This window comes from Winogradskyella pulchriflava (genome assembly GCF_042434315.1).
Lineage (GTDB): Bacteria > Bacteroidota > Bacteroidia > Flavobacteriales > Flavobacteriaceae > Winogradskyella > Winogradskyella pulchriflava.
Genome location: NZ_JBHLTQ010000001.1, coordinates 870924 through 889834, shown reverse-complemented (window position 1 = coordinate 889834; position 18911 = coordinate 870924). Strand labels below are relative to the sequence as shown.

Genomic DNA, 18911 nt, shown 5'->3' with positions numbered 1-18911 from the left:
TTTACTCGATAATCGAGGTTTATATATCTCTATGCGTAATTTAAAGCTCATTGACACTTTACTTAGTAACGATTTGTACAGTTCCTTGTGTTAACTGTTTCAACAATACCGTTTTATCCTTTTCGAGTTCTTTTATTGCAGCATCGCTGTAATGTCTAATTGTATATAGACTTACATTATCATAACATGTTACATTAAATTTTGCCTTTAAATGCTGTAATAGTTTTTCGAGATTATTATATAAATTATCTATACAAACCGAAAAGCTAATGGCAGAATTCTGAATAACATCTACTTTCATTTTATACAAATGCAATAAACTAAAAATTTCACTTATGTTTTCTTCAACGATATAAGAAAAATCTAATGACGATAACGAAATTAAAATCTGATTTTTCTTAACAATAAAACATGGAATTTCTGGCTCTAATGTTTTGCCTTTACTCACACAAGTACCATCTGCTTTGGGGTTTAAAAACGATTTTACATACAACGGAATTTCTTTTTGTTGTAAGGGTTGTAACGTTTTTGGATGAATAACAGAAGCGCCATAAAAAGCCAACTCTATAGCTTCTCTATAAGAGATTTGGTTAAGCAGTTGTGCGTTTTCAAAATAACGTGGATCTGCGTTAAGTACACCTGGTACATCTTTCCAAATCGTTACACTATTGGCATTAAGACAATACGCAAAAATTGCCGCTGTGTAATCACTACCTTCTCTTCCTAATGTTGTGGTAAAATTATTAGCATCACTACCCAAAAATCCTTGCGTTATGTTTAATACAGAAGTGTTGAAATTTGAGGAAATACGCTCTTGTGTTGTTTCCCAATTTATATTAGCACGTCTGTAGTAACTATCTGTTTTTATATAATCCCTAACATCTAGCCAATTATTTTTTAAGCCAATTTCATTTAAATAATTACTAATTATGGTTGTAGAAATTAGCTCTCCATAACCTATAGTCTGATCGTACACATAATTGTAATCTGGTGACTTATTTGATTTAAAAAACATATTGAGTTCATCAAAAAAAGCTTTAACATCTGCAAATACTTGATGACGTTCATTATCAAATAAATCTAATAAAATCTCATTATGATACTTTATAACCTCATGAATAGAACTTTGTAACTCTGCTTTATTTTCAAAATAATTTTTAATAACCTGTTCCATGGCATTGGTGGTTTTTCCCATTGCAGAAACAACAACCAAGGTATTATCATAACCTATAGTTTTTAAAACCGAAGCTAAATTTTTTACACCATCAGCATCTTTTACAGAGGCTCCACCAAACTTAAAAACGCGCATTACAAATTGTTTAAATAATTTTCAATTCCCTTTTCATCTAACTGAACCACATCCCAATCTCTCATTACATTAGCTCCTTTACTCTCATAGAATTTAATAGCTGGTTCATTCCAATCTAAAACTTCCCAACTGATTCTTTTTACACCAAGATTTTTTCCATGTTTTACAACCTCATCAAGTAGTATGGTTCCTAGACCTTTACCCCTTTGAGACTTACTGACTATAAGATCTTCCAAGTGCAAAACTTCTCCTTTCCATGTAGAATATCGGTTGTAAACTAAAGCTATTCCTTCAATAAGGTTATCAACTTCTATAACAAAACAAGTGAATTTTGGGTGCTCACCAAAACCATTGTGTACTAAGTCATCTACTGTAACTTCTACAGCTTCTGGTTCCTTTTCAAAAACAGCCAATTCATTGATGAGTTCTAAAACTCTTGGCATATCTTTTTTAGTGGCTAATCTTGGTTGGTTCATTATTGGTTTAAAAAAAGAAAATCAAATATAACCTAAAACTCGCTTTACATCATAATTTATTTACCCAACGAAAACGTTATAGTTTGTTAAAAAATGCGATATTTGTGCCAAATAACCAATAAAAATAGTTCATGGCTAATTCTAAACTCAATCAAACCTTAGGTGAATTTATAATTGAAAATCAATCGTCTTTTAAGTACACATCTGGCGAACTTTCAAGACTTATAAATTCAATTCGTTTGGCTGCAAAAGTAGTGAACCACGAGGTGAACAAGGCTGGTTTAGTAGATATAATTGGTGCTGCAGGAGACACTAATATTCAAGGTGAAGATCAGCAAAAGTTAGATGTTTATGCTAATGAAAAGTTTATCCAAACCATGACAAAAAGAAATATTGTTTGTGGTATTGCAAGTGAAGAAGAAGATGATTTTATTGCCATTAACAGCCAGGACGAAAACAATCAGAACAAATATGTTGTTTTAATAGACCCTCTAGATGGTTCTTCTAATATTGATGTTAATGTTTCTGTGGGTACTATATTCTCGGTTTTTAGACGTGTCACTCCAGTTGGAACTCCAGTAACTATAGATGATTTTTTACAAAAAGGAAGTATGCAAGTCGCTGCTGGTTATGTGGTTTATGGGACTTCAACAATGCTGGTTTATACTACAGGTGATGGAGTAAATGGATTTACTTTAAATCCTGCAATTGGTACATTTTACTTATCGCATCCAAACATGAGGTTTCCTGAAGATGGGAATATTTACTCTGTAAACGAAGGGAACTATATTCACTTCCCTAAAGGAATTAAAGATTATATAAAATATTGCCAAATGGAAGAAGGCGACAGACCTTATACGTCTAGATATATTGGTTCTCTGGTTTCCGATTTTCATAGAAACATGATAAAAGGCGGTATCTATATGTACCCTAAAAGTTCTATGAACGAAAAAGGGAAATTACGTTTGTTATACGAATGTAATCCAATGGCATTTTTGGCAGAACAAGCCAACGGTAAAGCCAGTGATGGTTTTACCCGTATTATGGATATAGAGCCAACAGAATTACACGAGCGTGTACCTTTTATTTGTGGCAGTAAAAATATGGTAGAAAAAGCTGAGGAATTTATGCGCAATGCATAGCATTTGCTAACTATAACTCATAAAAAAAGCGAACTATTAAAGTTCGCTTTTTATTTTTTATATGAATGCTACTATTGATTCATTTTTTTCATTTGTAAAGTAAATTCATCTAAATCTACCTTATTATATGCCAATGCTAATGCTTTATCGGCAATGTACTTTACGTTGTCTGAATTAAATCCAAGACCAACACATATTTTTTCTAGTAACCAGTGTTGATTTGGTCCTTCGATATCATCAATCCATACCATACGTGCTAAATCGTATAAACGCTCTAAACGCTCGTCATAAGAGGTTGGTGGATTAATTGGGTGACTTTTATAATCTTTAAGTATTTCTTTGTAATCGTCCTCATTAACATCTAATCTAGTTGCTAAACGGTCTAAAAATGCTTTTTCTTGGTCATCTATAACTCCATCGCTCATTGCAACTCTTACAATTGCTGCAAAGTGATCTTGGTTACGTTTTTTAAATCCGCTTTCGAATAAATCTGAAATTGACATGTTTTGTGTTTTAATGTGCTGCAAATATAAATCTAATAATAGATTATTTCAATTAATAATACTTCAAAAATTTTATGTATTTGATTTTTTTTGAATATTCAAAATGAATAAAATCATGTACTTTTGCACCTTCAAACAAAGAAACTTGAGTAAAGTATCTATTGCCCAAACATTAGCACAGACTTTGCAACTGCAAAATCTGCAGAATGCTATTGCCCTACCGCAACAAAAAACACATTTAAAAGGCCTTGTTGGCTCTTCTTTATCTATTGTTATTTCAGAAGTTTTTAAAACCGCAGACAAACCCTTTATGGTGGTTTTTGACGATAAAGAAGAAGCTGCATATTACCTTAACGATTTAGAACAGCTCATCAATGACAAGGATGTGCTATTCTATCCAGGAAGCTACAGAAGACCATACCAAATAGAAGAAACCAATAATGCCAATGTGCTTTTAAGAGCAGAGGTTTTAAATCGTATCAACTCGCGCAAAAAACCATGTATCATTGTCACCTATCCTGATGCGCTTTTTGAAAAAGTGGTCACCAAAAAAGAGCTTGAAAAAAACACACTTAAAATTTCTGTTGGTAACGAATTGAGCATCGATTTTGTAAACGAAGTTCTGTTTGAATACAAGTTTAAACGTGTTGATTTTGTTACCGAACCTGGTGAGTTTTCAGTTAGAGGAGGTATTATTGATGTCTTTTCGTTTTCGCATGATGAACCTTACCGAATAGAATTTTTTGGCGACGAAGTTGATAGTATTAGAACCTTTGATGTAGAGACACAACTATCAACAGAACGCATTAAAAAAGTAAGCATCATTCCTAATGTGGCCAATAAACTTATTGCCGAGCAACGGGAAAGTTTCTTAAAGTACATCTCTAATAAAACCGTAGTATTTGCTAAAAATTCTTCGCTTCTATTTGCTAGAATTGATGAATTTTACAACAAAGCTGTTGAAGCTTTCAATAACTTATCTAAAGACATAAAGCATGCCTCACCAGAGGAATTGTTCTGTAATTCAGAATTATTGAAACGTCAGTTTTTAGACTATAACTTGGTGGAGTTTGGATCAACCGCAGTATTGAGTAATCAGAATATTACATATACTACAAAACCTCAACCTGCCTTTAATAAGCAATTCAATTTATTGATTGAAGACTTAAACGAGAATCATGCTAACGGAATTGCCAATTATATTACTTGCGTAAGCGAACAACAGGCTAAACGATTTCACGATATTTTTGACGACCATGAAGGAGAGGTACATTACAAAACTGTGGTCCTTTCGCTTTATCAAGGTTTTGTAGATACCGAACACAAAATTGCGGTTTATACAGATCATCAAATTTTTGATCGCTATCATAAATTTCACCTTAAAAATGGCTACGCTAAGAAACAAGCCATAACACTAAAAGAGCTTACAAATCTTGAAATAGGAGATTACGTTACGCACATTGATCATGGTATCGGTAAATTTGGAGGACTTCAAAAAATTGATGTTGAAGGGAAAAAACAAGAAGCAATAAAATTGGTGTATGGAGAGCGCGATATTTTATATCTCAGTATTCACTCATTACACAAAATCACCAAGTTTAACGGTAAAGATGGTAAGCCTCCAACAGTTTACAAGTTAGGAAGTAAAGCTTGGAAAACTTTAAAGCAAAAAACAAAGTCTCGTGTTAAGGAAATTGCTTTTAATCTTATTAAGCTCTATGCTAAACGAAAACTAAAAAAAGGGTTTCAATATGCTCCAGATAGCCATATGCAACATGAGCTAGAAGCTTCTTTTGTGTATGAAGACACACCAGACCAAATCACCTCTACAGCAGACATAAAAGCTGATATGGAAAGTGAACGACCAATGGATCGTTTGGTTTGTGGTGATGTTGGTTTCGGTAAAACCGAAGTGGCCATAAGAGCTGCTTTTAAAGCCGTAGATAATGGAAAGCAAGTTGCCGTTTTAGTACCAACAACTATTTTGGCATATCAGCATTATAGAACTTTTACCGAGCGTTTAAAAGACTTTCCTGTTACAGTGGATTACCTTAACCGTTTTAGAACTGCTAAAGAAAAACGTGAAACATTAGAAAGCCTAGAAAAGGGAGGAGTAGATATTATTATTGGCACACATCAATTAGCTAACAAGACTGTAAAATTTAAAGATTTAGGCCTGCTCATTGTTGATGAAGAGCAAAAATTTGGCGTAGCTGTAAAGGAGAAGTTAAAAACGATTAAAGAAAATGTGGATGTATTAACATTAACCGCAACTCCAATACCTAGAACGCTTCAATTTAGTTTAATGGCTGCTAGAGACTTATCGGTTATTACTACTCCGCCTCCTAATAGATACCCTATTGAGAGTCATGTTATTCGTTTTAACGAAGAAACGATTAGGGATGCTGTGAGCTACGAAATTCAACGTGGTGGACAAATATTTTTCATTCACAATAGAATTGAAAACATTAAAGAAGTTGCTGGTATGATTCAGCGCTTGGTACCAGATGCAAAAATTGGAATTGGTCATGGCCAACTTGATGGCAAAAAATTAGAACAATTAATGCTTGCCTTTATGAATGGTGAGTTTGATGTTTTAGTAAGTACAACCATTGTAGAAAGTGGTTTAGATGTGCCTAACGCTAATACCATTTTTATTAACAATGCTAATAATTTTGGTTTGAGTGATTTACACCAAATGCGTGGTCGTGTTGGCCGAAGCAATAAAAAAGCATTTTGTTATTTTATCACTCCAGAATATTCTGCAATGACAACCGACGCTCGTAAACGTATTACAGCTTTAGAGCAATTTACTGAGCTTGGTAGCGGTTTTAATATTGCTATGAAAGATTTAGAAATTCGTGGAGCTGGAGATTTATTAGGCGGTGAACAAAGTGGCTTTATCAATGATATTGGGTTTGATACTTATCAAAAAATATTAAATGAAGCCATTGAAGAACTCAAGGAATCTGAATTTGCCGATTTATATAAAGACGATGGCAAACCAAAACAATATGTAAAAGATATTACTATAGATACGGATTTTGAATTATTGTTCCCTGACGATTACGTTAACAACATTACCGAACGCTTAAACCTATACACAAAATTAAACGACATAAAAACTGAAGAAGAACTCACTAAATTTGAAACCGAAATTATAGACCGTTTTGGCGAGTTACCAACCCAAGTTTCAGATTTATTTGATAGTGTAAGGTTAAAATGGATTGCAACTAAAATGGGACTTGAAAAACTCATCATGAAAAAAGGTAAAATGATTGGTTACTTTATTCAAGACCAGCAAAGTAAATTCTATCAAAGTGATGCATTTACCAAGGTTTTACAATTCGTTCAAATGAATGCCCATAAATGCAAAATGAAAGAAAAACAAACTAGAAATGGTTTGCGCTTATTAATTACTTTTGAAGGTATAAAGTCTACAAAACAAGCGCTCAATGCATTATCCGATATTGAATGAATGAAAAAAGTCATTTAAATCATCTTTTACTACTTACAATAGGAACAATTCTTATTAGTACTTCTGGTGCATTAGGAAAATTTATCGACATGCCAACACCTGTTATTATTTGGTGGCGCGCAATTTTAGCAGCTTTATTCTTATTCATTTTTTGCCTCTACAAGGGCATCAATTTAAAGATTAAAAACAAAAAAAATCGAGGGACATTTTTTATCGCTGCTGTACTCATGGGTGCGCATTGGATTACCTATTTCTATGCTTTAAAATTATCTAATGTGGCAATAGGCATGCTATCAATATTTACATTTCCTGTAATTATTGCACTATTGGAGCCTTTATTCTACAAAACAAAATTAGATCCTATTCATATTGTTTTAGGATTAATGGTCCTTCTTGGTATTTATATTTTATCGCCAGATTTTAGCTTAGAAAGCGGTCATCTTCAAGGGATACTATTTGGAGTGCTTTCTGCTTTGTGCTACGCCATTAGAATATTAATTCTCAAAGGACATGTTGCCAATTATAACAGCACCATGCTAATGTTTTATCAAGTTGCCATAATTGGTGTACTGTTAGCTCCTGTGTTAATTTTTATGGATACCACCAACATTAGCACACAATATCCATACGTCATTTTATTAGCCTTGATGACCACAGCCATTGGACATACTTTGTTTGTTAATAGCTTAAAATATTTTAAAGCAAGTACAGCTAGTATTATTGGTAGCATTCAACCTGTAACCGGAATTATTATTGCCTATTTTTTCTTGAATGAAATACCAACAATACATACATTTGTAGGTGGTGCTTTAATACTTGCTACAGTTATCATAGAAAGTATTAGGTCTAAAACCAAAAATGGCTTAATTATTGAAGCCAATAAAAAGTAAAATCAACATAGATGAAAAAATTAATATTTGCTTTATTTCTAGTTCCATTTTTTGGATTATCTCAATCTGTTAAGGGCAACTTCTCACCAGCAGAAGATTTCTCGTATGCCTTTTTGTACCAAGCAACTCCAGAAGGAGCAAACTATGTAAATAGAGGAAAGCTAGACAGTATTGGTAATTTTGAAATTCCATTAGACTCTACCGTTAGTCCAGGCATCTATAAAATTGTATATGCCATTCCTCCTGAAGAAAATAATTTTGATTTTATCTATGATGGTAAAGAAACTGTAGCCTTTAATTTTTCTTATGATAAAGGTGTGGAATTTACTGAATCTGAGGAAAACAAACTTTGGAATTCCTATTTAAAAAGTATGGCTATGGTCAATCAAACCATTAGTAATTATTTTTCTAAAGACAACACAGATACTGAAGGTTTTAACTCTATTTTTAAAGTTGCAAAAGACACACAACTAGCTTATGAAGAATCTGCAAACGGAAAATTAGTTGCTGCATTTATCACAGCAAACAGACCTTATATACCTTCAAAATATGAAGATATAAGTACCTATTCAAAAAACTTAAAACACCATTTTTTAAATCAAATAGATTTTAGCAATTATCTATTACAAAGTTCTACTTTTTTAGTGGACCGCGTTACTGGCTATGTGTTTGATATGGTAGAAAAACCAAATAATGACGTTTACAAAGAACATATAGATGATGTTGCAACAGCTATTAGCAATGATGATTTAATGATTAAAACCAGCCTATTTGAAATTTTATGGCAACGTTTTGTCACCCTAGAAAATAATGATGTCGCTAATTATATTACAGACACTTATTTATTAGATTTAGCCAACAGAGCTGAAAACAAAGTTTTAGCAGAAACCATCACATCGTATAAGAATACTGCTTTAGGAGCTAAGGCACCAAACTTTGAAATTGCTTCTACACAAAACACAACGAGTTTGCATGACCTAGAAGGTTCGGAATATTATTTACTCATTTTTTGGAGTAGTGGTTGTGGACATTGTTTAAGCGAATTGCCAAAGGTTAAGCAATTAGTTGGCGATAAGAATAACATAAAAGTTGTAGCTTTTGGATTAGAGGAAGATGCCACAAAATGGTCTGAAGAGATAAAAAACTATCCTAACTTTACGCATACTATTGGTTTAGGCAAATGGGAAAATCCAATTGTAAAAACCTATGGTATAGCAGCTACACCAATGTATTTTTTACTGAGTAGTTCTAAGATTATTATGGCTAAGCCATATGCTTATGAAGATTTAGAAGTGCTTTTGAAAGATTTATAAAATCTTAAAACCACAAAACATAAAAAAGCCAGTAAATCCTTATTTACTGGCTTTTTTATGCATTCTAATATACTTTTAATCTAAATGCGGAATACGTAATACTTGACCTGGATAAATCTTATCAGGATCTGTAAGCATAGGTTTATTGGCTTCAAAAATCTCTGGGTATTTCATTGCGTTTCCATAATATTGCTTTGCAATTTTACCTAGAGTATCACCACTAACAACTGTATGGAATTGTGCTTCTGGCTCAACATGCTCTACAGTCAACTGATCATCTACAGTTGCAATACCAGCAGTGTTACCAACGACTAATATCACTTTTTCCTTTGTTGCTTGATTGTAAGCCTTACCAGAAACTCTAGCCATATCATCATCAATGAAAACATTCAAGTTTTCTACTTCTAATCCTAAATCCGCAATCGTTTCTTCTAAGTTTCGAGCTGCAGCTTCTTCAATTCTTAACTCTTTTGCCTCTGCTGCTGCTCTTACTTCTGCCGCTTCTTCTTCTGTTGTTTTTCCAATACCGAAAACTTTAGCTCCCGTATTTTTAATAAATGAAAATAGTCCCATGGTTTTATAATTTGTTGTTTTTAAGTTTCGTATAGTTGTAAAGTTGGTGAAAATCTTTTGCAATTCCAATTAATAAGACTTTCTAATAAAGAAAACGCCCAGTAAAACTTTCGTCTTAACTGAGCGTTTTGAAACTAAATAACCAACCAAAATTTAGTTTCGTGTATTCCTTCTTTATCTAAGTTTATTTAGATGTTTCTTGTATTTTCTCTGGTATTCTCTACCTTCTTAGTTTTTTGCTTACGCTTCTTTGACTCACCAACATGTTTCTTAACATTACCTTGTTCATCAGACGTTCTTAAGTAAGCTATATAACCTCTTCCTGAAAACTCATAAACCGTTCCTGAGTTTGCATGAAACAACTCTATGGTTCCGTCATTAATAACGCTAAGTTCAAAGAATTCATTGTCAAAGAAATCATAATCTAATGTTAATGTTTTTAGGTACATATTTCCTGATACATCTCCTACACCATAATCACCAGTAAAATCCCAATAAATATTGTCTGGATTATATACATTAACATCTTGCGAGCTTCTAAATGTAGCATCATTACCTCCAGATAAAAACTGTAAGTAGTTTTCATTATCAAATTCATTCAGCGCTCCAAAATTACTAGTATAGGTTTTCTCCCAAGCTTCGTACTCTTGTAAGAAATAATGAATGTTATCATAGAACACTAAGTCATAATCAAAGTTAGATCTCTGGTAACCTCTTAAAAAATACGATGTATCATTAAAGGGATTGTATAACTCTATAGTGTTGTTGTTTATTTGATACACATCAAAACTATCAAAACCATCAATAACATGATCTGTATCTAATATCATATCGTAGGCATCATAATTACCAATTGGTACACCAAAACCATTTCCTTGACTTCCGAAGTTTACCAAGTTATTGTTGGCATATAAAGTACCGTTTCTAAAAGACACTGTAAATGCTATTTGCAAAAATGGAGTTTCTCCATAACCTTGTGTAGCATTAATATCTACGTACCATAACTCATAAGAATTCAATAATTGATTTAATGAAATTCCTGGGTTATCATCTATATATTGTTCTTCTACATAACATGATGTAAACAATGTTGCACTTAATGCAAATCCTAATAGTAATTTTAATGTCTTCATAATCTAACGTTTTTAGGGTTATTGTTGTATAGATTTCAAAACGTGTGCCAAAGTCTAGAACTCGAGAGTTCAATAAGTGTTTATAAAGTCTATTTATTGTTATTGAATACCCATCCCTAACCCTTCTGAAGGATGGGAACTTGTTCTGATTAATTCTATAAAATTTACGTACTTTTGAACTACAAAACCGATAGTAATTCTATGATTGATTCTAAAAAATATGCTGTTTTTGGAGCAGGAAGCTGGGCCACTGCCATTGTAAAAATGCTTTGCGAAAACCAAGATGAAGTTGGATGGTATATGCGCAGTGTTTATACCAAAGAACATATCTTAAAAGAACAGCACAATCCTAGTTATTTAAGTTCAGTTGAGTTTCATACAGAACAGTTAAAACTTAGCAATGATATAAATGAAATTGCTGAGTGGGCAGATATTCTCATTTTTGCTATTCCGTCTGCATTTATGTATAGCGAATTAGAAAAACTCACTGCAGATATAAACCAAAAAGTTGTGGTTTCTGCTGTAAAAGGTATAATTCCAGAATCCGGTTTGTTGGTTGGTGAACATTTTCATGATATCTATAAGATTCCTTTTGAAAATATTGCTGTAATTGCAGGTCCATGCCATGCAGAAGAAGTAGCATTAGAGCGCTTGTCTTATTTAACCATTTCTTGTGCTGATGCAAAAAAAGCCCAAGCTATAGCAAATAATTTATCTAGCGATTATATAAAAACAAAAATCAGTGATGATATTATTGGTGTAGAATACGCTGTAATGCTGAAGAATATTTATGCTATTGCTGCCGGAATTGCTCATGGATTGGGTTATGGTGATAACTTTCAGAGTGTACTGATGAGTAATGCTATTAGAGAAATGAAGCGTTTTATAAAAAAGATGCACAAAATGAAACGAAACATTAATAACTCAGCCTATTTAGGAGATTTATTAGTTACGGGTTATTCTGTGTTTTCTAGAAATAGAATGTTTGGTAACATGATTGGCAAAGGTTATACTGTAAAGTCTGCACAAATGGAAATGAATATGGTAGCAGAAGGTTATTACGCTACTAAAAGTGCCTTTTTACTTAACGAAAAAAACAGCAAAAAAACCAAATTACCTATTATCAATGCTGTTTATGATGTGCTTTATGAGAATAAGAATCCTAAGAAGGTTTTTAATAAGTTGACTGAGAAGTTGGATTAATCTTGTTTTTGTCATTCCGTACTTGATACGGAATCTATCATGATGAGATCCTGAAACAAGTTCAGGATGTCAAACGAATATTAACTACTTCACCAAAACTCCCTTCAACTGCATCAAAGGAATCGTCTGCAAAGCCTTTAGATTAATGGTGTTTTTCCTAAACAAATAGGTTTTATCAAACATTGTATTGCCTTCAAAAAACGTAATCTTAAATTCGTTGTTCAACTCTAGCACCTTCTCTTGTAAGTATTCAATTTTGGCATAACTTCGTGCTGGTAGTTTGGCTAAAGTATGACGCATTGGAGGTGTCATTTTTTTATCATTATACCCTTGAGACACAATAAGCACTGTATCTAAATCCTTGTCGGTATTATTTATAATATAAGCATTCCAGTCTAAGGTTTTGTATTCTAAATGTTCTTCTTGCACTACTGCAATATGTACATCTTTAACCTCTGGAATTTTTATGTCTTTTTTCATAGTTTACACTCATCAATCAAATATACTTATGCGATCCATCGCAATTTGGCATTTTTTTAGATTTTCCACATACACAATCATGAAAACCTTTACCATTAAAAATACGTTGTTCATATTTTTCAATTCTGGTCATTCGTGTTTTGGATTGCTTTGCTCCATTAAAATACAATATATAACCACGTTGACGACCAGGTGTTAAGTTTTTAAATGCCAATTGAAACTTAGGGTTTTCTTTAAATTTGTCGTTCAACTCAACTGGGTATTCTATATCATCTTTTGATGCTAAATTGACTTTTAGCCCAGCTTTTTCAATCTCAATAGCTTCGTATAAATAGTTTTTTATAACAGATTCTAATTCAATAATTTCAGCTACGCTTTTAAACTGAATTAGCTTTGCAACTCTAGAGTTTGGCCCAGGCATTACCAAGATTTGTTCGGTATCTTTTAATAACGAACCTTTTAAAAAACTTATAGTGCAGTAATCTTTAAAACCTCCTATTATGGCAATATTTTTTTCTTTAAATGTGTAGCAAGGGTTACGCCATTTAAAATCTTCTTTTAGTCCACATTTAAGAATTATTGACCTTAAAGTTTCTAGTTCTTCCTGCCATTTTTCAACTTTACTTAAATATGTATCGACTTTTGGGTTCATTTTATGCGTTTGTCATTTGCTTTTATTGCAGCTAAATTTAGTTAATAATAAGATAAAAACGAATGGACTGAAAACCTTTAGCATTAATTTTAAGAACGTAATCATTACAAAAAGCACTTATGAAATTCAAATTACTTTGCATTGCACTTCTATTTTGCAGTATTAGTTTTAGCCAAAACAATGAGAAAATTACAACGATAGAAACCGTTGAGATTATAAAGGATAATGTAGATGAAGCCGTTTATTATTTTCAAAATAATTGGAAAGCTTTAAGAGAAAAAGCCGTTGAAAGAAACTACATTGAATCATTTCATTTAATGAAAACGTCTTTTAGTGCTGAGACGCCTTTTCATATTGTTCTTGTGACTACCTATAGCAATAAGGAACAATATGAAAAAAGAGAAATTCACTTCGCCGAACTCATTAAAGAAAGTGGTAATTTAAAACTTTTGAATGACAAAAAGCCTTCAGAATTTAGGAAGTCGGTGTTTAGTGTAGAAGGTGCTGAGCACTTGGAGTGATTTTTACAATTTAATAATGAACCACCTTATTTCGCTGAAATATTAATGCCTTTTTTATATCAAGAAAGGGAATCTATTCAAAAAACGAATTGGTATAGGACTTACTTACCACACCTTGCAAATTATAAATTACCATATGCTTTAAAAGCGTTTCTTTTGAATACATTTCAAAAAGGTTATTGCTTTTAAATAACAAGTTATCAACTCTCGAAAAATAGATTTTAACAAGTAAATCTATATCTAATTCAGGTATTAAATCACCTTGCTTTTGAGCTTTTTTAAGCAAATTACAAATGGTGTTTTGGGCTAAATCTTCAGAAAAACTATTAAATAATTTATATGCTTTAGGATAGTATTTTTCTAATCCATAAATAAAAGAAGGCTTGAAATATTTTAAATATTCAAACCCTCTTTTGTAAATAAATATAACACTCAAAACAGAATCGTTATCATTAACAGAAACGATTCTATTTATATCTTCCTTATACTCATTTAATAAAGTTTCGATACTTGTTACAACAAGATCTTCTTTATTTTTAAAAAATGAATATATCGTCTTTTTTGAAATACGAAGCTCTTGCGCCAACTCATCTAAAGTCACTTGTTTACTACCAAACTTAGTAAATTTGGCAATAGCACATTGAAGCAATTCACTTTTGGTAATCATAACTTTTTATTTCCATCCACCACCAAGCGCTTCGTATAAATCTACTATAGATACTAATTGCTGTAATTTGCTATCTATAATATTTAATTCTGCACTCAATGCGCTTTCTCTAGCTGTTAATAAATCTAAATAGTTAGCATAGCCATTTTTAAGTAACTCTTCAGAATTTGCTTCTGCTGCTCTTAATGCTTCGACCTCATTTTTTCTAAATTCAATTTTTTTAGTCTCAGCTTCGTAAGAAAACAATGCATTAGAAACTTCATTACCTGCAACTAACAAGGTCTTTTTAAACTGAAGTAATGCCTGTTCTTGTTGTGCAATGGCAACTTCTTTTTGCGTTTTTAATGCTCTTTGATTAAAAATAGGCTGGGTTAATCCACCAACTACAGTTGCAAATAAAGAATTAGCATTCAGTAATTTGTCTAATTCTAAACTTTGAAATCCGCCTGAAGCTGTTAATTTTAAAGATGGATATAAGTTACTTTTTGCAACATTAGTAAGCTCAAAAGACTGTATTAAACCATACTCAGCAGACATAACATCTGGTCTATTACTTAATAAGGTTGCTGGCACACCTAATACTATATCCTGTTCTATACTTTGGATATCTAAACTACTTCTTTCAAAATGTTGTGGTGATTTACCTAATAAAATACTTAGCGTATTTTCAGTTTTAAAAATCGCTGTTTCAATATCTACTTGTAGAGCTCTAGCACTATTGTATTGTGCAATATTTTGGTCTACAGCCACTTGTGTTACCTGTCCTGCATCTTTTAGAGCTTTTATTGTTTTTACACCACTTTCTCTTGTAGCGATGGTTTGCTTTGTTACTTCTAATTGTGCATCTAAAGCCAATAAATTGTAATAGGTATTTGCAATACTAGAAATCAATTGTGTTTTTATCGCCTGATGTCCGGCTACACTTTGTAAATAACCTGCTTGCGTTGCTCTTTTATTACTTCTTATTTTTCCCCAGATATCTGCTTCCCAAGAGAGATTTGCTGTTATATCATACGTGTCTATTCCACCACTAAACAATGAACCAAACTGACTGTTTTCTGATAATTCTTGGTGTGTTGCATTTGCACCAACACTAACGGCTGGCAAATAACCGGCTTTACCCTGTTTTGCATAAGCCTCAGCAGCTATAATTTGCTGAAGTGCAATACGTACATCCATGTTATTTTGCAGACCTTCTTCTATATATTTCTGAAGATATTGGTCTGTAAATAATGTTTTCCAAGATATATCTGCAATAGATAAACTATCTGTTGGCAGATTATCTGTTCTATAAAGTGCTTCGGTTTCAATTTCTAAATCTGGTCTTACATAATCTTGAGCCACAAAACAACTCTGTAATGTTAATGCAACAACTAATAATAAAGCACCTTTGCTAAAGTTTCTATGTTTTATAATTGATTTCATCGTTTTAATCTTCAATAGTTTGTACTGCTGGTTTACGAGAAACTTTTTCTTGTAACCACTGAAATAATATAAATAGGATTGGAATTACAAAGACTCCTAAAAGTGTTCCAATTAACATGCCTCCTGCTGCTCCTGTACCGATTGAGTTGTTTCCTTCTGCACCAACTCCATTTGCTAATACTAATGGCATTAACCCTAAAATAAAAGCAAAAGAGGTCATTAAAATTGGACGTAAACGTGCTTTGGCTCCATGGATGGCTGCATCGACAATACCTTCTCCATTCTTTCGTCTTTGTAATGCAAACTCTACAATAAGTATGGCATTTTTAGCTAGTAAGCCAATAAGCATTATTAAAGCAATTTGGAAATAAATATTGTTTTCTAAACCAAACAGCTTTGTACTTATATAAGCTCCAAACACACCAAATGGCAATGATAATACCACTGCAAATGGCAATAAATAACTCTCATATTGCGCACTCAATAAGAAATACACAAAAAGAATACTTAATATAAATATGAACGTTGTTTGGTTACCTGCATTAACTTCTTCTCGTGTTAATCCAGAATAAGCAACCGTATAATTACTTGGTAATTTTGCGACTTCCTCTTCAATAACTCTAATGGCATCACCTGTACTAAATCCGTCGTTAGTTGCACCTGTAATTGTTGTTGAATTAAACAAGTTAAAACGCGTTACCGATTGTGGTCCATACACACGTTTTAAGTTTACAAACTGTGTAATTGGAGTCATTTCACCTGAATCTGTCCTAACATACATGCTGTTTAAAGCATTTACATCTGCTCTATCTTCTGGTAATGCCTGAATATAAACTCTAAATTGTTTTCCAAATCTAGAGAAGTCCGAAGCATATATACCTCCTATATAACCTTGTAATGTTGAAAAGATACTCGTTACCGAAACCCCTTTTTCTTTAGCCAATGGTACATTAACCTCCATTTCGTATTGTGGATAGCTTGTGTTAAAAGCAGAGGTTGCATACTTAATTTCTGGATGACTCATTAATGCCATTGAAAAATCTTTATTGGCTTTATCCAAATCTGTAAATTCTCCTCCATACTTATCTAATAAGTTAATTTCGAAACCTGAAGAGTTACCAAACCCACGAATACTTGGTGGCGAAAAGAATATAATATTAGCCTCTGGAATGGTTGCTGCTACACCAAATAACTGACCAGTGATGGATTGTACTGATAGTGAAGGATCTGTACGGTCAGCCCAATCTTCTAGTTTTACAATACCAAAACCAAAATTGCTTCCTGCACCACTAATTAAACTTCGGCCTTTAATAAAGTTAATAGCATTAATACCATCAATACTTTTTGCCTTTTCGTATAATTGTTTTGCTACTGCATCAGTTCTATCTAAAGATGCGCCAGGTGGTAATTCAATATTTGCGAATATAATCCCTCTATCTTCATTAGGCACAAAACCTGTTGGTGTTGTTGTTGATGCCCAATATATTCCTACTCCTGCTATGATTAAAAGCAGTACAGAAACAAATTTTCTCTTATATAAGAATTGTAGCGATTTACCATAACGATTAACAGTAGCATCAAACCCACGATTAAATAATGTGTAAAAACGTTTTAATGGACTCTTGCCTTTTAATTCTTCATCATCCTTATGTTCCTTTAATAATAAAGCACATAATGCAGGACTTAATGTTAATGCATTTACTGCAGAAATTAAAATCGCGATAATTAAGGTGACACCAAATTGCTCATAAAACACACCTGTTGGACCTGTTATAAATGTTACAGGAATAAACACTGCTGACATTACTAATGTTATAGAAATGATGGCTCCAGATATTTCATTCATTGCTGTTAATGTGGCCTTTTTGGGATTGTGTTCTCCGTCATCCATTTTAGCATGGACTGCCTCTACAACCACAATCGCATCATCTACCACAATACCAATGGCAAGTACTAATGCAAATAATGTTAAAAGGTTAATGGAATATCCAAAAACATTCAAGAAAAAGAACGTACCAATAATTGAAACAGGTACAGCAATTGCCGGAATTAAAGTAGAACGGAAATCTTGCAAAAAGAGAAATACCACTAAGAATACTAATAAAAAGGCTTCTAATAAAGTACTAACCACTTTTTCAATAGAGGCATTTAAAAATAAACTGGTATCGTATGGTACAAACACATCTAAGCCTTCAGGTAAATCTGCTTTTACTTGCTCTAAAGTTGCTTTAATGTTTTCAATAATTTCTTGCGCATTAGAACCTTTAGTTTGAAAAATGCCCATAAAAACAGCAGGATGTCCTTTACTCATTGCGTTAGATGCATACGATTGTGCATCTAACTCAATAGTAGCAACATCTTTTAAACGCAAAAACTCGCCATTTCCTAAGGCTTTAATGACAATATCACTATACTGACTCTCGTTTTTAAAACGACCACTATATGTTAAGGTGTATGAAAATGATTCACCATTATTTTCACCTAAAGAACCTGCTGCCGCTTCTAAATTTTGCTCTTCTAATACTGCAGAAATATCTGAAGGAATTAAATTATATGCCGCTAATTTTTCTGGATTTAGCCATATACGCATCGCGTAATCTTGTTGTGAAAACACACTAACATCACCAACACCACTAATACGCTGCATAGCTGGTATAACGTTAATTTTTAAATAATTCTGAATAAATGTAGCGTCATAATTATCGCTTTCAGAATACATAGAAATAAACATTAACGCACTGGTTTCTTGCTTTTGTGTGGTAACACCTGTTTGAGTTACCTCTTGAGGCAATAATGGTGTTGCTCTGGCGACACGGTTTTGTACGTTTACAGCTGCAATATCTGCATCAATTTCTTGATCAAAATAAACCGTAATTTCTGCTGAACCTGTATTAGATGCTGTAGAGGTAATGTATGTCATCCCTTCTACACCATTAATTTGTTCTTCAATTGGAATAATTACACTTTCTAAAACGGTTTCTGCATTTGCGCCAGTATAATTTGCTGATACCTTAATTGTTGGTGGAGCAATATCTGGATATTCTTCTATTGGTAAAGAAGTTATACTAATAGTTCCCAGTAAAACTATGATAATAGAAATTACTGTTGAAAGCACTGGTCTTTCAATAAATGTTTTTAACATGACT

At 32.7% G+C, this 18911-nt stretch carries 16 protein-coding genes; 6 read left to right on the top strand and 10 right to left on the bottom strand.

What is annotated here, in order from left to right; genetic code table 11:
* Positions 1 to 58: 58 nt before the first annotated feature.
* Together ACFFGA_RS03915 and ACFFGA_RS03910 are read right to left on the bottom strand one after the other, a co-directional pair.
* Entirely contained in the window at positions 59 to 1309 is a 1251-nt protein-coding gene (locus tag ACFFGA_RS03915) for an aspartate kinase (RefSeq protein ID WP_386059937.1), read from the bottom strand.
* Entirely contained in the window at positions 1309 to 1785 is a 477-nt protein-coding gene (locus ACFFGA_RS03910; RefSeq protein ID WP_386059934.1) for a GNAT family N-acetyltransferase, read from the bottom strand. The genes ACFFGA_RS03915 and ACFFGA_RS03910 overlap by 1 nt, the downstream gene beginning before the upstream one ends.
* Before the next feature lie 131 nt (positions 1786 to 1916).
* Between ACFFGA_RS03910 and fbp the strand changes: the two genes are divergently transcribed.
* Positions 1917 to 2927, top strand: coding sequence for a class 1 fructose-bisphosphatase (gene fbp / locus ACFFGA_RS03905; protein ID WP_386059931.1), 1011 nt, complete (start codon positions 1917 to 1919; stop codon positions 2925 to 2927).
* Positions 2928 to 2998: 71 nt separating this feature from the next.
* On the opposite strand, the gene ACFFGA_RS03900 is transcribed toward fbp, so the two are convergent.
* Positions 2999 to 3430, bottom strand: coding sequence for a tellurite resistance TerB family protein (locus ACFFGA_RS03900; protein ID WP_386059929.1), 432 nt, complete (start codon positions 3428 to 3430; stop codon positions 2999 to 3001).
* A 145-nt stretch (positions 3431 to 3575) separates the two neighbouring features.
* On the opposite strand from ACFFGA_RS03900, the gene mfd reads away from it, so the two are divergent.
* Genes mfd through ACFFGA_RS03885 form a run of 3 tightly spaced genes read left to right on the top strand, consistent with a single transcriptional unit; the run spans position 3576 to position 9111 of the window.
* Positions 3576 to 6908 carry a transcription-repair coupling factor gene (gene mfd / locus ACFFGA_RS03895; protein WP_386059926.1) on the top strand — a complete coding sequence of 1111 codons (3333 nt, stop codon included), beginning with the start codon at positions 3576 to 3578 and terminating at the stop codon, positions 6906 to 6908.
* Positions 6905 to 7798 (top strand): DMT family transporter, encoded by an 894-nt coding sequence (locus tag ACFFGA_RS03890; protein WP_386059923.1) that lies wholly within the window; start codon positions 6905 to 6907, stop codon positions 7796 to 7798. Before mfd ends, ACFFGA_RS03890 begins: the two co-directional genes overlap by 4 nt.
* A gap of 11 nt (positions 7799 to 7809) precedes the next feature.
* Entirely contained in the window at positions 7810 to 9111 is a 1302-nt protein-coding gene (locus ACFFGA_RS03885; RefSeq protein ID WP_386059920.1) for a TlpA family protein disulfide reductase, read from the top strand.
* A gap of 75 nt (positions 9112 to 9186) precedes the next feature.
* Here ACFFGA_RS03885 and lysM read toward each other — a convergent pair whose 3' ends face one another.
* Together lysM and ACFFGA_RS03875 are read right to left on the bottom strand one after the other, a co-directional pair.
* Positions 9187 to 9684, bottom strand: coding sequence for a peptidoglycan-binding protein LysM (lysM, locus tag ACFFGA_RS03880; RefSeq protein WP_386059917.1), 498 nt, complete (start codon positions 9682 to 9684; stop codon positions 9187 to 9189).
* 188 nt (positions 9685 to 9872) lie between these two features.
* A complete protein-coding gene (locus ACFFGA_RS03875; protein WP_386059914.1) occupies positions 9873 to 10817 on the bottom strand; it encodes a nicotinic acid mononucleotide adenyltransferase in 945 nt (314 codons plus the stop codon).
* 201 nt (positions 10818 to 11018) lie between these two features.
* On the opposite strand from ACFFGA_RS03875, the gene ACFFGA_RS03870 reads away from it, so the two are divergent.
* On the top strand, positions 11019 to 12020 hold the full coding sequence (locus tag ACFFGA_RS03870; protein WP_386060629.1) for an NAD(P)H-dependent glycerol-3-phosphate dehydrogenase: 1002 nt from the start codon (positions 11019 to 11021) through the stop codon (positions 12018 to 12020).
* An 84-nt stretch (positions 12021 to 12104) separates the two neighbouring features.
* On the opposite strand, the gene ACFFGA_RS03865 is transcribed toward ACFFGA_RS03870, so the two are convergent.
* Positions 12105 to 12500: a hypothetical protein gene (locus ACFFGA_RS03865; RefSeq protein WP_386059911.1), complete on the bottom strand. Its 396-nt coding sequence runs from the start codon at positions 12498 to 12500 to the stop codon at positions 12105 to 12107.
* Between the two features lie 16 nt (positions 12501 to 12516).
* Entirely contained in the window at positions 12517 to 13152 is a 636-nt protein-coding gene (locus ACFFGA_RS03860; RefSeq protein WP_386059908.1) for a DUF1801 domain-containing protein, read from the bottom strand.
* Positions 13153 to 13271: 119 nt separating this feature from the next.
* Here ACFFGA_RS03860 and ACFFGA_RS03855 point away from each other — a divergent pair, with 119 nt between their 5' ends.
* On the top strand, positions 13272 to 13673 hold the full coding sequence (locus ACFFGA_RS03855; protein WP_386059905.1) for a hypothetical protein: 402 nt from the start codon (positions 13272 to 13274) through the stop codon (positions 13671 to 13673).
* Positions 13674 to 13746: 73 nt separating this feature from the next.
* Here ACFFGA_RS03855 and ACFFGA_RS03850 read toward each other — a convergent pair whose 3' ends face one another.
* From ACFFGA_RS03850 to ACFFGA_RS03840, 3 genes are read right to left on the bottom strand one after another with little or no spacing between them, the layout of a single operon-like run.
* The gene (locus tag ACFFGA_RS03850) at positions 13747 to 14340 is read right to left on the bottom strand and encodes a TetR/AcrR family transcriptional regulator (RefSeq protein ID WP_386059902.1); all 594 of its coding nucleotides are present in this window, start codon (positions 14338 to 14340) and stop codon (positions 13747 to 13749) included.
* 6 nt (positions 14341 to 14346) lie between these two features.
* Positions 14347 to 15765 carry an efflux transporter outer membrane subunit gene (locus ACFFGA_RS03845; protein WP_386059899.1) on the bottom strand — a complete coding sequence of 473 codons (1419 nt, stop codon included), beginning with the start codon at positions 15763 to 15765 and terminating at the stop codon, positions 14347 to 14349.
* 4 nt (positions 15766 to 15769) lie between these two features.
* Positions 15770 to 18907, bottom strand: coding sequence for an efflux RND transporter permease subunit (locus tag ACFFGA_RS03840; RefSeq protein ID WP_386059896.1), 3138 nt, complete (start codon positions 18905 to 18907; stop codon positions 15770 to 15772).
* Between the last annotated feature and the right edge of the window lie 4 nt (positions 18908 to 18911).

Coding starts and splice junctions, on each gene's coding strand:
- ACFFGA_RS03915 (WP_386059937.1), bottom strand. CDS start 1,309: ATGCGCGTTTTTAAGTTTGGTGGAGCCTCTGTAAAAGATGCTGATGGT.
- ACFFGA_RS03910 (WP_386059934.1), bottom strand. CDS start 1,785: ATGAACCAACCAAGATTAGCCACTAAAAAAGATATGCCAAGAGTTTTA.
- fbp (WP_386059931.1), top strand. CDS start 1,917: ATGGCTAATTCTAAACTCAATCAAACCTTAGGTGAATTTATAATTGAA.
- ACFFGA_RS03900 (WP_386059929.1), bottom strand. CDS start 3,430: ATGTCAATTTCAGATTTATTCGAAAGCGGATTTAAAAAACGTAACCAA.
- ACFFGA_RS03890 (WP_386059923.1), top strand. CDS start 6,905: ATGAATGAAAAAAGTCATTTAAATCATCTTTTACTACTTACAATAGGA.
- ACFFGA_RS03885 (WP_386059920.1), top strand. CDS start 7,810: ATGAAAAAATTAATATTTGCTTTATTTCTAGTTCCATTTTTTGGATTA.
- lysM (WP_386059917.1), bottom strand. CDS start 9,684: ATGGGACTATTTTCATTTATTAAAAATACGGGAGCTAAAGTTTTCGGT.
- ACFFGA_RS03875 (WP_386059914.1), bottom strand. CDS start 10,817: ATGAAGACATTAAAATTACTATTAGGATTTGCATTAAGTGCAACATTG.
- ACFFGA_RS03870 (WP_386060629.1), top strand. CDS start 11,019: ATGATTGATTCTAAAAAATATGCTGTTTTTGGAGCAGGAAGCTGGGCC.
- ACFFGA_RS03865 (WP_386059911.1), bottom strand. CDS start 12,500: ATGAAAAAAGACATAAAAATTCCAGAGGTTAAAGATGTACATATTGCA.
- ACFFGA_RS03860 (WP_386059908.1), bottom strand. CDS start 13,152: ATGAACCCAAAAGTCGATACATATTTAAGTAAAGTTGAAAAATGGCAG.
- ACFFGA_RS03855 (WP_386059905.1), top strand. CDS start 13,272: ATGAAATTCAAATTACTTTGCATTGCACTTCTATTTTGCAGTATTAGT.
- ACFFGA_RS03850 (WP_386059902.1), bottom strand. CDS start 14,340: ATGATTACCAAAAGTGAATTGCTTCAATGTGCTATTGCCAAATTTACT.
- ACFFGA_RS03845 (WP_386059899.1), bottom strand. CDS start 15,765: ATGAAATCAATTATAAAACATAGAAACTTTAGCAAAGGTGCTTTATTA.
- ACFFGA_RS03840 (WP_386059896.1), bottom strand. CDS start 18,907: ATGTTAAAAACATTTATTGAAAGACCAGTGCTTTCAACAGTAATTTCT.